This window comes from Micromonospora sp. CNZ299, assembly GCF_002754415.1.
In genome coordinates, this window is the sequence record NZ_PEFG01000001.1 from 5713482 (window position 1) to 5728416 (window position 14935).

The 14935-nt window shown below is 70.8% G+C and carries 14 protein-coding genes; 9 read left to right on the forward strand and 5 right to left on the reverse strand.

The window, feature by feature from the left end; all coding sequences use genetic code 11:
• Positions 1-6: 6 nt before the first annotated feature.
• The 3 genes from CLT68_RS26055 to CLT68_RS26065 all read right to left on the reverse strand — a co-directional run bounded on the left by CLT68_RS26055 (position 7) and on the right by CLT68_RS26065 (position 4564).
• Positions 7-1734 (reverse strand): IlvD/Edd family dehydratase, encoded by a 1728-nt coding sequence (locus CLT68_RS26055; protein WP_099854871.1) that lies wholly within the window; start codon positions 1732-1734, stop codon positions 7-9.
• Between the two features lie 104 nt (positions 1735-1838).
• Positions 1839-3356: an aldehyde dehydrogenase family protein gene (locus CLT68_RS26060; RefSeq protein ID WP_099854873.1), complete on the reverse strand. Its 1518-nt coding sequence runs from the start codon at positions 3354-3356 to the stop codon at positions 1839-1841.
• Positions 3353-4564, reverse strand: coding sequence for a fumarylacetoacetate hydrolase family protein (locus CLT68_RS26065; RefSeq protein WP_099854875.1), 1212 nt, complete (start codon positions 4562-4564; stop codon positions 3353-3355). The genes CLT68_RS26060 and CLT68_RS26065 overlap by 4 nt, the downstream gene beginning before the upstream one ends.
• Before the next feature lie 127 nt (positions 4565-4691).
• On the opposite strand from CLT68_RS26065, the gene CLT68_RS26070 reads away from it, so the two are divergent.
• The 7 genes from CLT68_RS26070 (at position 4692) to CLT68_RS26100 (ending at position 11747) form a co-directional block, all read left to right on the forward strand.
• Positions 4692-5603: an IclR family transcriptional regulator gene (locus tag CLT68_RS26070; protein ID WP_143743247.1), complete on the forward strand. Its 912-nt coding sequence runs from the start codon at positions 4692-4694 to the stop codon at positions 5601-5603.
• A gap of 47 nt (positions 5604-5650) precedes the next feature.
• On the forward strand, positions 5651-6595 hold the full coding sequence (locus tag CLT68_RS26075; protein WP_099854879.1) for an acyltransferase domain-containing protein: 945 nt from the start codon (positions 5651-5653) through the stop codon (positions 6593-6595).
• 92 nt (positions 6596-6687) lie between these two features.
• Positions 6688-8229, forward strand: coding sequence for a CoF synthetase (locus tag CLT68_RS26080; protein WP_099854881.1), 1542 nt, complete (start codon positions 6688-6690; stop codon positions 8227-8229).
• Positions 8226-8672: a DUF4188 domain-containing protein gene (locus CLT68_RS26085; protein WP_099854883.1), complete on the forward strand. Its 447-nt coding sequence runs from the start codon at positions 8226-8228 to the stop codon at positions 8670-8672. The genes CLT68_RS26080 and CLT68_RS26085 overlap by 4 nt, the downstream gene beginning before the upstream one ends.
• The gene (locus CLT68_RS26090; protein ID WP_099854885.1) at positions 8669-9754 is read left to right on the forward strand and encodes a hypothetical protein; all 1086 of its coding nucleotides are present in this window, start codon (positions 8669-8671) and stop codon (positions 9752-9754) included. Before CLT68_RS26085 ends, CLT68_RS26090 begins: the two co-directional genes overlap by 4 nt.
• Positions 9751-10644: a hypothetical protein gene (locus CLT68_RS26095; protein WP_099854887.1), complete on the forward strand. Its 894-nt coding sequence runs from the start codon at positions 9751-9753 to the stop codon at positions 10642-10644. Before CLT68_RS26090 ends, CLT68_RS26095 begins: the two co-directional genes overlap by 4 nt.
• 98 nt (positions 10645-10742) lie before the next feature.
• Positions 10743-11747: a hypothetical protein gene (locus CLT68_RS26100; protein WP_199177147.1), complete on the forward strand. Its 1005-nt coding sequence runs from the start codon at positions 10743-10745 to the stop codon at positions 11745-11747.
• A 27-nt stretch (positions 11748-11774) separates the two neighbouring features.
• Here CLT68_RS26100 and CLT68_RS26105 read toward each other — a convergent pair whose 3' ends face one another.
• Positions 11775-12209 (reverse strand): VOC family protein, encoded by a 435-nt coding sequence (locus CLT68_RS26105; RefSeq protein ID WP_099854890.1) that lies wholly within the window; start codon positions 12207-12209, stop codon positions 11775-11777.
• Positions 12210-12969: 760 nt separating this feature from the next.
• Positions 12970-13179, reverse strand: coding sequence for a hypothetical protein (locus CLT68_RS32685; protein ID WP_143743248.1), 210 nt, complete (start codon positions 13177-13179; stop codon positions 12970-12972).
• A 94-nt stretch (positions 13180-13273) separates the two neighbouring features.
• Between CLT68_RS32685 and CLT68_RS26110 the strand changes: the two genes are divergently transcribed.
• Positions 13274-13555, forward strand: a complete 282-nt coding sequence (locus tag CLT68_RS26110; RefSeq protein WP_099854891.1) for a hypothetical protein — start codon at positions 13274-13276, stop codon at positions 13553-13555.
• Positions 13556-13638: 83 nt separating this feature from the next.
• On the forward strand, positions 13639-14877 hold the full coding sequence (locus CLT68_RS26115; protein ID WP_099854893.1) for an MFS transporter: 1239 nt from the start codon (positions 13639-13641) through the stop codon (positions 14875-14877).
• Positions 14878-14935: the final 58 nt, after the last annotated feature.

Consider the following 14935-nt stretch of genomic DNA (forward strand, 5'->3'; position numbering starts at 1 on the left):
CACACCTCAGTGCGAGTGACGGGGCACGGCGCTGCCGCTGCCGCCGACGAGGAAGTCCAGGTCCGCGCCCTGGTCGGCCTGGAGGACGTGCTCGCTGTACAGCCGTACCCATCCCCGGTCGGCCACCGGCGGCGGCGGCCGCCACGCGGCCCGGCGCTGGACAAGCTCGGTGTCGTCGACCAGGAGTTCCAGGCTCCGCGACGGGACGTCGACGCGGATCAGGTCGCCGGTGCGCACCAGCGCGAGCGGGCCGCCCACGGCCGCCTCCGGGGCCACGTGCAGGATGCAGGTGCCGTAGCCGGTGCCGCTCATTCGGGCGTCGGAGATCCGCACCATGTCCGTGATGCCGGCCGCGAGCAGCCGTCGTGGCATCGGCACGTTGCCCACCTCCGGGAAACCGGGGTAGCCGCGCGGCCCTGCGTTGCGGACCACGAGCACCGTGTCGGGGGTGACGTCCAGGTCCGGGTCGTCGGCGGCGACGACATAGTCCTCGATCCGGTCGAAGACGAGCGCGGGACCGGTGTGCGTGAGCAGCTGGGCGGAGGCGGCGGACACCTTCAGCACCGCCCCGGACGGCGCGAGCGAGCCTCGCAGCACCACGGTGCCGGAGCCGGCGGGCTGGAACGGCTCGGCCAGGGTGCCGATGACCTCCCGGTTCCAGCACTGGGCGCCGGTGATGTTGTCGGCCACGCTCCTGCCGCTGACGGTGACGTGGTCCATGTTCAGCAGCGGGGCGATCTCCGCCATCACCGCCGGAACGCCGCCCGCGTAGGCGAAGTCCTCCATGAGGTACGCCCCGGACGGCATGAGGTTGACGAGCATCGGCACGTCGGCGGTGAGGGTGTCGAAGTCCTCCAGGGACAGGGGGACGCCGAGGCGTCCGGCGATGGCGAGCAGGTGTACGACGGCATTGGTGGAACCGCCGATCGCGGCGTTGACCCGGATGGCGTTCTCGAACGCCTGCCGGGTGAGCACCGTGGACAACCGTTGGTCCTGTTGGACCATGGCGACGATCCGGCGGCCGGCGGCGTGTGCGAGCGCGTACCTGCGGGAGTCGACAGCCGGCACGGCGGCGGCCCCCGGGAGTTGCACGCCCAGCGCCTCGGTCACGCAGGCCATCGTGGAGGCGGTCCCCATGGTCATGCAGTGGCCCCGGCTGCGGGACATGCCGACCTCCGCCTCGGCGCAGTCGGCCGCGCTCATCCGACCCGCCCGCATCTCCTCGGTGAAGCGCCAGACGACGGTGCCCGAGCCGATGTCCTGGCCGCGGAACTTGCCGTTGAGCATCGGGCCGCCGGTCATCATCAGAGTCGGCAGGTCGACGCTCGCCGCCCCCATCAGCAGACCGGGCGTGGTCTTGTCGCAGCCGGAGAGCAGGACGACCCCGTCGAGCGGGTTGGCCCGGACCGACTCCTCCAACTCCATCGCCAGCAGGTTGCGGTAGAGCATGGTGGTGGGTCGCATCAGGGGCTCGCCCAGGCTCATCGCGGGGAACTCCAGGGGCAGGCCGCCGCTCTCCCACACGCCCCGCTTCACCGATTCGGCCAGGTCCCGCAGGTGGGCGTTGCAGGGTGTCAGCTCCGACCAGGTGGTGGCGATGCCAATCACCGGACGGCCGTCGAAGACGTCGTCCGCGAACCCCTGGTTGCGCATCCAGGACCGGTGGATGAACCCGTTGCGGCCCTCCGCACCGAACCACTGCCCGCTGCGCAGCGGCGGATTCGTCGTCGACATCGGCACACCTTCCTGTCGTCGTCCCGCCCGGCGTCTGCGAGCCGGCGGGTCTGGCTGGTGACATCGGGACCAGGGAGCACGTGCGGGAGCGACCGACGGCGCGGCTACTCCCCCTTCGGTTCCAATTTCCCGTCGACTCGGCGCGGAATGGCGGTGTACGCGTCCCGAAGCTCGTCCGGGAGGATCCACTCCGGGGCGTCCTGCCACGCCAGCGGACGGAGGAACCGTCGGATCGACGTGGCGCCCACCGAGGTGTGCACGGCGTTGGTCGACGGCCAGGGCCCGCCGTGGTGCTGAGCCCACGACACGCGGACACCGGTGGGATAGCCGTCGAAGACGATCCGACCCGAGCGGGCGGCGAGCACGTCGACCAGCCCGCGCACGGCATCGGCGTCATCGTCGGGTCCACGATGGACGGAACCGGTCAGTGACGGCGGGACGGTCGCCAGCACGGCGTCGAGTTCGGCGACGTTGCGATACCGGACCACGACCATGAGGGGTCCGAAGCACTCGCCGGCGATCTCGGCGGTGAGTCCCGGCAGGTCGACCTCCAGCAGGGTCGGCGCGACGGTGAAGCCCTCGCCGGGCTCGACCTGGGGCCGGGCCGAGACACGCGCGCCGGCCTGCTCGAACGCCGTCGCGCCGCTCTCGTAGGCGTCCCGGATGCGCTCGTTCAACAGGACCGTGCCGCCCGCCGAGGCGACCCTCCCATGCAGCGTGTCGACCAGGTGCTCACCGCCCGGATCCGCCGGGATGAACGCCAGACCAGGCTTGGTGCACAGCTGACCACCCGAGGCCGTGAAGGAGGCGAACAGCCCTTCGGCGATCGCGTCTGCCCGGTCGGCGGCCGCCCCGGGCAGGACGACGACCGGGTTGACGCTGCTCAGCTCGGCGTAGAGGGGAATCGGGTCGGGTCGTTCGTCGATGGCCGCCTGGATGGCCCGGGCGGCGCCGACGGAGCCCGTCAACGCGACCGCGCGGATCGCGGGGTGGCGCACCAGCGACCGGCCGGACTGCTCCCCGTACACGGTGGTGATCACGCCGTTGGGCCCGCCCAGGTCGCGAATGGCCGACCCGATCGCGTCGGCGGAGGCGTGCGACGTCAGCGGGTGCGACGGGTGGGCCTTCAGGACCGTGGGACAGCCCGCGGCGAGCGCGGAGGCGGTGTCGCCTCCGGCGACCGAGAAGGCGAAGGGGAAGTTGCTGGCCCCGAAGACGGCGACCGGCCCGAGGGGCACGAGCATCCGCCGCAGGTCGGGGCCGGGCCCGATGGGGGTGTCGGCGGCGTGGTCGATGGCCGCCTCGACGTACCCGCCGTCGCGCAGGACGTCGCCGAACATCCGGAACTGGAGAGCCGACCGGGTGAGCTCCGTTTCGAGCCGCGCCTGGCTCAACCCGGTCTCCGCCTCCGCGACGGCGACCAGGTCCGCGCGACGCGACTCCAGGGACTCGGCGATGCGGTCCAGCATTTCCGCCCTGCCGATTCTGCCCAGGCCGGAGAGCCACTGCGCGGCACGGGACGCCTGGCCGACGACAACCTCCAGCCGAGACTCGTCCGTCTCGTTGAGATCGGTCGCGCGACGCCGACCGTCGCGCGGATCGACAGTGTTGACCACGTTCACAGCAGCCCTCTCCTCCCCAGATTGCCCATCAGATCGCGGACGCCGAAGTGCCAGGGCTCGCACTCCTCCGCGTGCCACACCCGGTTGACCAGGGTGCCGAGTGCCGGACAGCTGATCCGTACGACGTCGTCGACCTTGTGGGTGAAGCCCTCACCGGCGCCGTCGCGGTCCTGGATGGGCGCGAACATCGTGCCGAGCATCAGGGCGGCACCGTCGGGATAGCTGTGGTGCGGGCCGATCAACTGCCGCACGAGGTCCTCCGGGTCCCGCGACATCCGGGTCATCTCGGACACCGCCTCCAGGAGGAAACCGTCCAACCCGCGGACCTCCAGGCTGACCTCGAGTTCGCGGACCCGATCCATGCCGAACCGGTCGTCGAAGAGCCGGATCAGGGGGCCGAGGGCACACGAGGCGTTGTTGTCCTTCGCCAGCGGAAGCAACAGCGCCGACCGGCCCTCCACATCCCGCAGGTTCACGTCGTTGCCGAGGGTGGCTCCGACGATCCGGCCACTGGACTGGACGATGAGCGTGACCTCGGGCTCCGGGTTGTTCCAGGTCGACGCGGCCAGCACGCCGACCGGAACGGCGGTGCCGACGGCGGACAGGATCTGACCCTTGGTGAAGATCTCGGCGTCCGGGCCGATCCCCACCTCCAGGTACTGACTCCACATGCCCTCGGCCACCAGCAGACTCTTGAGCCGCTCCGCCTCCGCCGAGCCCGGAGCCAGGCTGTGCAGGTCGACACCGACGTCGGCGAGCATTCGGCGCCGGATGTCCCCCGCGAGCGCCAGGTCTCCCCGGGCCCGTTCCTCGATGACGCGTTCGATCATCGAGACGGGAAAGGTCACGCCGGCGGCCTTGAGGACCTGAAGGTCGACCGGGGCGAGCAGCCAGGGCCGCGTACGGTTGCGGGTCGCGGCCTCGGTGTTGGCCAGTATCTCCCCGAGGTCGCCCACCCGCGGCCCGTCGAGCCCGGCCACCGTCGCGGCGGGGTCGGGAAGCTCGCAGATGTCCCGGACGGTCGGGAACCGCCGGCTGACGTCGAAGACCTCGCCGTTTCGGACGGTCACGGGCGAGGGTCCGTCGACGGACGGGTCCCAGATCCGGCCGACGAGGACGCTGTCGTCGGCGTCGTCCGGCAGCGCCTCGACGGCGGTGCCGGCCCAGCCCGCGCCCGGGGTCGTGCGCCGGGGCCGTGGCACCGTCATGAGCCGCTCCCCAGGTCGAAGAAGGATTGCTCGCCCCGGGGCGGATGTCACAGACGGCGTCCTGGTACATCCGGAGTGGATACGAGTCAGCGTCAGGCGTGTGAAATTGCAACGATCGTAGCGCTATGTGCAACGCTGTCAAGCGCTGGTTGCGCATAGCATTACCCTCATTGCGTATTATGCAATCGCAGTGGCGGTGATGCTCCGCCGCGCGGAGGGAGACAGGGCCTTGGCGCAATCGATTCGCCGTGCGATCGACCTCGTCCGTCGGTCGGCGGAGCACCCGCTGTCGCTCACGGAGGCGGCGGACGTGCTCGGCGTCCACAAGTCCACGGCCCTGCGTATCCTCCAGACACTGGAGTCCGCGCGCTTCGTTCGCCGGACCGGCGCGGGCACCTATGTGCTCGGCAGTGGCGTGATCGAGCTGTCCGAGCTCGCGCTCGGCTCGATGGACCTGCGTCAGTTCGCCGCCGCACACCTGCGTGCGTTGCAACGCCAGACCAGCCACACCGTGCACCTGGCGCAACTGACCGGTGACGAGATCATCTACATCGACAAGGTGGACAGCCCGGCGTTCGACGCCGTCAAGCTGCCGTCCCGGGTGGGCCGCGCGGTGTCGATCTATGCGAGCGCCGTCGGCAAGACGATCCTGGCCTACCTACCCCAGGATGAGCGCGACCGCCTCCTGTCCCCCGTCGTCTTCGAGCGGTTCACCGACACCACCTTCGCCGACCCCGAGTCGCTCGCGACCGAGTTGGCCCGCATCCGGGAGCAGGGCTGGGCCACGGACAACGGCGAACACGACGCGTACGTGATGTGTGTCGCCGCACCGGTCAGGGATTCACGAGGGCAGGTCATCGCCGCCGCCTCGATGACGGCGATCGAGGTCATCGCGAGCCTCGACCAGTTGAAGAGCGCCCTTCCGCTCCTGCTGAGGACCGCGGACCAGATCTCGTCCGAACTGGGCTACACACCTCCGTCACCCGCGGGCACTGACGGCTCGGTCGACGACGACCGCCCGACGAACACAACCAGCTGACGAAAGAGGGCACGAGGACGGCCCCGGCGACCGTTACAATCGCCGCCGTGGAGCTGGACGAGACCGCCGCCCGACTCGGGGTGCCCGTCGAGGACGTCGAACGCGTGCACCAACTCGCCGGTGACCGGCCGTCGGCGCCGCTGCCCGACAAGGCCGACGCGCGCGCGATCCTCGGCCGGCTCGCGGTGCGACCGGACGACACCACCGAGATCATGGCCGGCTGGCCCGACCCCGACTCACCACACTGGACCCCTGAGCTGCGCTGGCTGCTCGACCGGTCGATCGCTCTGGTCCGCGCCGACCTCGGCGGCTACGGCTGGCTGTCGCCAGGGCCGGAGTTGCCGCGCGAGCGGGGCCCGGCGTGGCGGCATCTCTACGTGTACGCGTACCTGGCCCTGGTCGACGTCGTCACGGCGTACCACCGCGATCACGGCATCGCCGACGCCGTGTCCTGGGTGACCCTGGCGGACCTGGGCCGCAACCTCGCTGTCGACCGGCGGATGCGCGGCGAGGGCTGGCCGGTGATGCAGAGCTGGCTGACCCTGCACGCGCGCGGTGGCCTGTTCGAGCTGGGGCGGTTGCAGCACCAGCGCGGTGGCAGCGCCATCGACCTGCACATCCCCGAGTCGGGACCGCTGACCCCGGAGGCGGTCGCGGCGTCGCTCGACGAGGCCCGCGCGTTCTTCCCCCGCCACTTTCCCGACGAGCACTACACGGCTTTCGCCTGCGGCTCCTGGCTGCTCGACCCGCAGCTGCGGGAATACCTGCCCGAGGACTCCAACATCGTCCGGTTCCAGCGGAGGTTCGAGCTGGAGCCCTACGACGAGCAGGAGGGGCCCGACGCCGACGTGGAGGTGCTGCGGTTCGGGTTCCGCAGCCTCACCACGCCGCTCGACGAGCTGCCACGCGGCAGCGTGCTCCAGCGCGCGATCGTTGACCACCTGAAGGCCGGCCGGCACTGGCAGTGGCGCCGCGGTCGCTTCCCGATCTAGTGCGCCGTCTGACGGAGAGTCCACAACGTACTCAACGACGCCTGAGTACCCGCCGTCATTCGCCCGCCCCGGTGGCTCGATAGCGTTGCCGCGTGGTCACTTTCCTGCGCCGGTGGACGCTGCGATCCTCGAGCTTCGCTCTGACCTGGCTCTACACGCTCTACCGGATCCATCCGGCGGTGTGGCGGCTCACGGCACGTCAGTACCGCCCGTACATGGGTCACTTCGCCCGGGTGCACGCCTGGATGACGTGCCAGTTCGCCGCGATCGACGTCCCCGCGTACGGCGACTTCCTGCGCCGTGGCAACTGGCGGTTCCGGTGGTTCGACCTGTCGTCGTACCCCCCGACGGACAAGCGGTCGTATGTGCAGGCGTACCCGGAGGCGCAGCGTTGCCGGCACGGTGAGATCGAGATCGCCGGCAGCGTGGTCGACGAGTCGTCGGGCTCGTCCGGGCAACCGTTCAACTGGATCCGCAGCCGCCGTGAGCTGCGATCGGTGCACAAGAACCTGGCCGGCTACGCGACCATGGTGTTCCCGTCGAAGCGGCGGTTCGTCATCAACGCGTACTCGATGGGCGCCTGGGCCACCGGCACCAACACCGGCATCGCCATGTCCACCATCGCGATGGTGAAGAACACCGGGCCCGACCTCCAGAAGATCGCGGACACCCTGCGCTACTTCGGTCCCGGCTTCGACTACATCGTGACCGCGTACCCGCCGTTCCTCAAGCACCTGCGCGACAAGCTCGACGCCGAGGACTTCCCGTGGGCCGACTACCGCATCAGCGGTCTCGTCGGCGGCGAGGGGATGACCGAGGCGCTGCGCGACTACCTCCAGGAACGTTTCCTGAAGGTGCGCTCCGGCTATGGGGCCAGCGACCTCACCATCGGCATCGCCGGGGAGAGCGACTTCAGCGTCTGGGTGCGTCGACGATTGCGGACCGACGCCGCACTGCGGGCCACCCTGCTCGGCGCCGACGAGCACCGGCTGCCGATGATCTTCCAGTACAACCCGCTGGAGACCTACCTGGAGACCACTGCGGACAACGAGGTGCTCTGCACCATCAACTCGACGGCGGTGCTCAATCCCCGGGTCCGCTACAACATCGGCGACGAGGGGCGGCTGATCTCGTACCCCGATGTCGTGGCCGCGATCACCGACCCCGCCGCGCGGGCCGCCGCGGACCGTGCCTGGCAGGTCGACCGGATGCGGCTGCCGCTGCTGTTCCTGTACGGCCGGAAGGACAGCACGATCTCCTACATGGGCGCCAACATCTATCCGCAGGACGTCGAGTACGGCCTCTACACCGGCAACCCCCAGGCGCACCTGCTGCAGAGTTTCTGCCTCCAGGTGGTCGAGCAGGCCGACCTGGAGAGTCGACCGGTGGTCAACCTGCAACTTCGCGACGGTGTGGCCCTCGGCCCCGACGAGCGGCGAGCCCTCGTCCACACCTGCCGCGCGGGGGTGCTGCGTCACCTCGCCGAGGTCAGTCGGGACTTCGCCGAGTCCCTCGCCGAGGACCCGTCCGCAGCCGACCTGCGGGTGGAGATCCACGAGTACGGCACCGGCCCGTTCGCCGGCGCCGGCTCCACGATCAAGAACGTCTACCTGGTGAAGGGCGTGCCGGCGTGAGGACCACCGACTTCTCCGCGGCTCCCCCGGTGGGCCAGGCGACAGCCATGTTCGTCGGGGCCACCCGCTATCGGGGGCCGCGCTCGATCTTCACCCTCACCCGGACCTGGTTCCGGATGGTCCGGCAGATGAGACGGATGAAGGGGTACCGCTGGCACACCGTGTATTACCAGTTTCCCTTCACGCTCGGCACCATCGCCTTCTTCAGCGACCGCGACGCCCTGCTGACGTTCGCCCGCAGCCGCCACCACCGCGACCTCATGTGCTGGGTGACCGATCACGGCACCACGAACGCGACCGGTGGCTACATCCGCCTGTACAACGCCGAGCCCGAGGGCTACAGCAACGGCATCTGGCGCGCCGAGTCGGACGGCATGGCGCACATACCGACCTTCACCCCGCTCTCCACCGAGACGGCCGGCCCACCGGTGCACCGCGGATGAGACTGGATCCGGTGCGGTCCCGGGCCGACCTGCGGGCGTTCGTCGACTTCCCGCTGCGGCTGCACCCGAGCGACCGGTACGTACCCCTGCTGTCGTCGGTCATCGCGGCCCACCGCCGCACCGCCGACCTGTTCCTGGTCCGCGACCGCCACGGTGTGGTCGTGGGCCGCACCAGCATGCACCGAAGTGCCGCCTTCGACGCCAAGGTGGGGCCCCGACAGCTGTTCGGGCACACCGAGTTCGTCGATGACGACGACGTCTTCGCCGCCATCATGGACGCGGTCGAGACCCGGGCCGACGGTCGGCCACTGTTCGGGCCGGTGGCACTGCTGCCCAACCAGACCGGCGGGGTGATCACCTCGGGCTTCGCCGACCGCGGCTTCGTGGACTCCGCGTGGAACCCCGCCTACTACCCGCACATGTACGAACGGCACGGCTTCCACCGTCGTTTCGAGGCCGACACCTGGCTGGTCGACCTCCACGGCACGGCCGTCGCGGACCAGGACCACGGTTTCGTCTTCGACGACGCCCGGATCGCCGCCGAACAGCTCGTCGTCCGGCACGGCTCCCGGTGGCGTCTACGCGGCCAACTGCCGATCCTGCGGCGAATGCTCAACGCGAGCTTCGCGCAACTCGGTTACTACACCGACATCTCCGCCGAGCAGCTGGCGGAGCAGACCGACGGTCTCGCGTTCCTGCTGGACGAGGCGCTGCTCCTCTGGCTGGAGAAGGCCGGCAGGCCGGTCGCGTTCGTCGTCACCGTGCCGGACATCTCCGAATACCTCATGCGCGTCGGTGGCCGGCTCGGTATACCCAACCAGCTCCGGCTGCTCGCCACCCGCCGCCGCTACCGCAGCGACGCCGTCCTCATCATCAAGGGCACCGTGCCCGACGAGCAGGGCAAGGGGTACCTGACGCTGCTGTCCCGGGAGCTGCACCGCAACCTCGCCAGCTTCGGCTACCGCACGTTGCGCAGCACCTTCGTCGAACGGACGAACATCGCCTCGGCCGCCCAGTACCGACGGGCCGGCGGCCGGCCACTGCACGGGTACACCTTCTACGAGAAGGCGGCGGTCGCGTGAGCTGGGTCGAGCGGTTGCGAGCCAACGAGGCGATCTGCCGCCGGGCGCCGAGCGCGCACAACACGCAGCCCTGGCGACCGGAGTACCACCCGGACGAGATCACCATCGGCGTCGATCCTGCCCGCAGCCTGCCCGACTCCGACCCGACCGGGCGGGACCTGGCCCTCGGCATCGGCGCGTTCGTCGAGACGTGCCTCATCGTCTCCGCCGAACTCGGTCTCACCGTCACCGCGGCCCGCGGCCCTCGACTGGTCCCCGCGGCGGACCGCTACGCGACTCCCTTCACCATCGCCGACGTCGAGTCCCGCCGGGTCGCCCGTGGCCCGTACGCGCCCGGGTGCGTCGACGCCGCCGTCATCGCCGAACTCGGCCCCGGCATCGCGCACGTTCCGGCCCGGGATCTCGTGTCGGACCTGGTGGTCGCCGACCGGTGGCTCTTCGGCACGCCGGCCGTCGCGGTCGAGCTGCGTGACTGGCTGCGGCTGAGCCCGACCCACCCTCGCTACCACCTCGACGGACTCACCGACCGGGCGCTCGCCCTGTCCTGGTTCGAGGCACGGTTCCTGTCCGCCGCGCTTCGCGCGTACCCGGTCACCCGCCGGCTGGGCCTCCCGGCGCTGCTGGCCGCCAGCGGACGCGGTCTGTTGCGCTACGACGGCAGCGTCCTGGTGCTGCTCGCCGACGACGGCGACCGTATCGCCGCAGGCCGGCGTCTGCTGCGTACGTGGTTGACGCTCGCCCGGCACGGCCTGTCGGTCCATCCACTCAGCCAACTCGTCGACTGCCCGGCGACCGCCAGCCGGCTGGCCGAGCGGGTGGGCGGCGAACCGCTCGCGGTGTTCCGCGTCGGCCGGCCCCTCGCCGAGCCGGTCCGCTCGGCGCGACAGTAGCGCCCCTCCCGGCCCGGTCACCTCGCCCTGCCGTACACAATCGGGTTGTCCTGTGCGGGCGCAGGCGTGACCATGGTCGGCATGGCGGGAGCTCGCGGGTGAGATCGCCACTTCAGGGCGGGCTGCCGCTGCGGGACGCGGTGGTGGGCGCCGTCGTGGAGATCGCCTGCGACGAGTCGGGATTCTCCGGCACCAACCTGCTGCACTCGACCGCTCCCGTGATCACGCACGCGAGTGTCGATCTGATGGTCGACGAGGCCGTCGCGCTCATCACCGAGCTGCGGTCGGGGTTCCGGTTCTCACCACACGAGCTCAAGTCCGGGCGGTTCCTGCGCGGCTCGGGTGCCGACGAAGCCCTGGAGTGGTTCCTGACCGCGCTGACCGGTCGCGCGCACGTCCACCTGATCGACAAGGAGTTCTTCCTCGTCACCCGGATCGTCGACTTCCTGCTGGCCGAGCCGTCGTACGCGGCCGGCACCCGGCTGGCCCTCGACCAGCGGCCGACCGCTCTCGCCCTCTACACGGCCAGATACTCGGCCGGCAGCGACTGGGGTGTCTTCCTGGCGGCGTTCGTCGACCTCGTCCGGATGAAGCGGCGGGTGCCGGTGCGGCAGTCGGTACAGCGGTTCCTCCAGGCCCGGGACGCGCTGCTGCACCGCAGGCTCGGCGCGGCGGCCGACGCCGTCCTCGACGGGCTCGACCCGGGCCATGTGCGGGCCGTGGTGGCCCGGCTCGACGACGACCGGTCGGTGCCCCCACCACTGGAACCGCTGCTGCCGGCGCTGGCGGAAACGGTCCTGTCCTGGAGCGGCGGCCAGCGGCAGGTGCTGGTGACCCACGACGAGCAGAGTGCCCTGACGGCCGATCGACTGACCCGCCTCCAGCGGATGATGGCCGGCGTTGGCGCACCGTCGGCGGCAGCCGACACGACCTGGGCTCTGCCGGACGGAGTGTCACCCCTGGCTGGGCTCGTCATGGTCGACTCCCGTGACGATCCGCGCGTCCAGGTCGCGGACCTCCTGGCGGGGGTGGCACGGCGCAGTCCCGGGATCATCGGCGACGCTCTCCGTCAGCCGCCGCCACCGCGCGATCCGGCGGTGTGACGCCTGACCGACGCGTCCCCGGCGCTCTCAGTCGAGACAGAACTCGTTGCCCTCGACGTCCTGCATGACGAGGCACGACTCGTTCTCGCCGTCGGCCCGCAGCAGTTGCACACGTGCCGCGCCGAGGGGGATCAGTCGCGCGCATTCCGCCTCCAGTGCGGCCACGCGCTCCTCACCCACCAGCCCGGTGCCGACCCGCACGTCGAGGTGCACCCGGTTCTTGACGACCTTGCCTTCGGGAACGCGCTGGAAGAACAGTCGAGGGCCCACACCCGAGGGGTCGACGCACGCGAACGCGGCACCCTGACGCTCGGGCGGCAGCGTTCGATCGACCTCCTCCCACGAGGCGAACCCCTCCGGCGGGGGCGGCACGACGTAGCCCAGCACCTCGCACCAGAAACGAGCGACGCGCTCAGGTTTCGCGCAGTCGAAGGTGATCTGGACCTGCTTTACCGTCGCCATCGGTCCACCATAGAGGGTGCGTCGTTCTCCGTGGACGGGTCTCCGGCCAGGTGCGGCGCGACCGAAGGTGTAGCCCGCGTTTTCCGGGGGCAAGCAACCCACATGCAGCGAACGACAGGGAGCGAGGAGCGACCGCTCGGCCAGCGATGCCGAACCGGTGACTCGGACCGGGCACGGCTGGCGACAGGGCTCTCCGCGGCCCCTGTGCGATGCGCCTGAGGCACAGCCTGCCCGCGGTCGCGCTCGGGGCGGTGGCACTGGGCGCGGCCCTCGGCGCTGACCCCGCTCGCGCCGACTCGACGCCGCCGTTGCCGGTGCCGTTGCCAACCGGCCCCCACCCCGCGACGGCCGCCACTTCGCCGAATCCCATCGAGGCGCTGTTGCCCGACGTGGTCGAGTCGCCGCTGTCCATCCCGCTGCCGCTGCCGTCAGCCACCCCTCTGCCGCTGCCGTCAGCCATCCCCCTCCCGCTGCCGTCAGCCGCTCCCCTGCCGCTGCCGTCAGGCATCCCCCTGCCTTCGACGTCGGCCAGGCTTCCCGCCGTCATACCGACCCGGCGGCCAAGCGTGCCGTCGTCGTCCTCGCCAGCCACCGCCCCCGCCCCGTCCGCCTCCGCTTCCGCTTCCGCTTCCCGGGCTGCCTCGCCACCGTCGCCGTCGGCACCGCCAGCACCGGCGACCACCAGGACGGCGAAGGTGCCCCCGGGCACCCCCCACGGCACCGCTGACGGCCGCGCGCGGGATCGGGCCCAGAGGGCGGGTCACACGCAGGTGTCGATGATCGCGGTCCCCGCGCCGACGCCGCGCCCACCGGCTCGCCCCGAGCCGGGGCTGCCCGCGTTCGTGCTGGCTGTCGCGTCCGCACCCGCGGGCGTCGGCGCCAGCGGTGTCGATTCTCCGACGTCGGCGGCCGAATGTCCGCCACCCATCTCGCCGCTGTCCCGGGGGCTCACTGTCCCCGCCGTCGACATGCGCGCCACCAGCCGGCCCGTGGAGCGGGGCCCTCCGCCGCCGCGGCAACCCCTGATCAGTCAGCCGCGTCCACGACGTTGATCAGGAGAGATCATGGAAATAGCCGTTGTCTGGATCCCCGCCGACATCGAACCGTCGGAGCCCGCCGTCGCGATGTGTCTCGCACACCTTCATCGACACGACTACCGGTTGAAGGGAATCGTCCGGGCACCCTGGGAGACCGTCGAGCAGCAGATGATCGACGGTGAAGTGGATGTGGTCGTGATCGCCGACCCCGCCCACCTTCCGCCGGACCGGTCACCCCGGATCGAGGTAGCCACTTCGGCGTCGACGGCTCACGAGGACCGATCGGCTTTCGACCCGCAACTTGGCTGAACCGACCAAGCGCCCCGTCCACAACGGACGGGGCGCTTAGCCGTGGTGCTCTCGCCGCACGCGCCCCTATAGTGAGTTCCATTATGAGACTTACTGCCTTCTGGCGCTGGTGGGGCGCCAGCACGACCAGTCACCTCGGTTCGGCGATCGGTGGGATCGCCCTGCCGCTCACCGCGCTGACCGTGCTGCACGCCTCGGCCCTCGAAATGGGTCTGATCACGGCGGCCGGCTACCTCGCGTACCTGCTGATCAGCCTGCCGGCGGGGGTGATCGTGCAGCGCGTGCCGCTGCGCGGCACGCAGGTCGCCCTGGACCTGATCCGGGCCCTCGCCATCGCGTCCGTGCCCCTGGCCTGGTGGTTCGACGCCCTGACGGTGGCCCAACTGATCGTGGTCGCCCTGGTCGTGAGCTTCGCCAACGTGCTGTTCGACGTGGCGAACCAGACCTTCCTGCCGGAGATCGTGCCGGCCGCCCAGCTGCAGGCGCGCAACAGCCTCAACTCCGGCACCTATGCCGCCACCCAGCTCGGCGGGCCGTCCCTGGGCGGGCTCGCGGTGCAGCTGCTGGGCGCGGTGCCGACGCTGTTCGTGGACGCCGTCAGCTACCTGATTTCCGCCGTGCTGCTGCGCACCCTTCCGGCCCGGCGCCTGCTGCGCCCGGCCGAGCGGCCACCGATGGTCACGATGATCCGCGAGGGGTGGCACTTCGTGCTCCGACACCCGATCATCGGACCCTCCATGTGGGACGCCACAGCGACGAACTTCGTCTGCGGCGGGATGCTCGCGCTCTTCCCCTACTACCTGGTACGCGAGCTGCACGCGTCGCCACTCATGGTCGGGCTGCTGCTCGCCGCCGACGGACTCGGCACGCTCGTCGGCGCCGCGCTGACAACCCGGTTCACCGACCGGGTCGGCACCGCACGCGGCCTGGTGATCGCGGCCGTCGTCGGGGTGGCCGGGGCGCTCGTCATCCCGCTGGGCAGCGGCACCGCCGCCTATCTCGCCTTCGCCGTCGGGAACCTCGTCTTCGCCGGCTCCTCGGTGGTGCTCAGCGTGACCACCCGCACCTACCGGATGCTCGCCAGCCCGCCGGACCTCCTGTCGCGGGTGATCGCCACGGTCAAGTTCGTCTCCTGGGGCGCCATCCCGCTCGGCAGCCTGCTTGCCGGCCTCCTGGCCGGGCCACTCGGCGCGCGTACCACCCTGTTGATCTTCGGTGCCCTCACCGTGCTGTCGCCCATCATCTACCTGTCGACCCCGATCCGGCGGCTGCGCGACCTGCCGCTCGACGCTGCTGCGGAACCCGTCGAAGCCCGGGTGTGAACCGCGCGACAGAGCGGTGGACCGGCGGGCACCGCCGCCGGCCTTCCACCCGGCAAAA

Excerpts from the sequence above, each read along its gene's own strand:
- CLT68_RS26055 (WP_099854871.1), bottom strand. The coding sequence starts at position 1,734 with ATGTCGACGACGAATCCGCCGCTGCGCAGCGGGCAGTGGTTCGGTGCG.
- CLT68_RS26065 (WP_099854875.1), bottom strand. The coding sequence starts at position 4,564 with ATGACGGTGCCACGGCCCCGGCGCACGACCCCGGGCGCGGGCTGGGCC.
- CLT68_RS26090 (WP_099854885.1), top strand. The coding sequence starts at position 8,669 with ATGAGACTGGATCCGGTGCGGTCCCGGGCCGACCTGCGGGCGTTCGTC.
- CLT68_RS26105 (WP_099854890.1), bottom strand. The coding sequence starts at position 12,209 with ATGGCGACGGTAAAGCAGGTCCAGATCACCTTCGACTGCGCGAAACCT.
- CLT68_RS32685 (WP_143743248.1), bottom strand. The coding sequence starts at position 13,179 with ATGTCGACGGCGGGGACAGTGAGCCCCCGGGACAGCGGCGAGATGGGT.
- CLT68_RS26110 (WP_099854891.1), top strand. The coding sequence starts at position 13,274 with ATGGAAATAGCCGTTGTCTGGATCCCCGCCGACATCGAACCGTCGGAG.
- CLT68_RS26115 (WP_099854893.1), top strand. The coding sequence starts at position 13,639 with ATGAGACTTACTGCCTTCTGGCGCTGGTGGGGCGCCAGCACGACCAGT.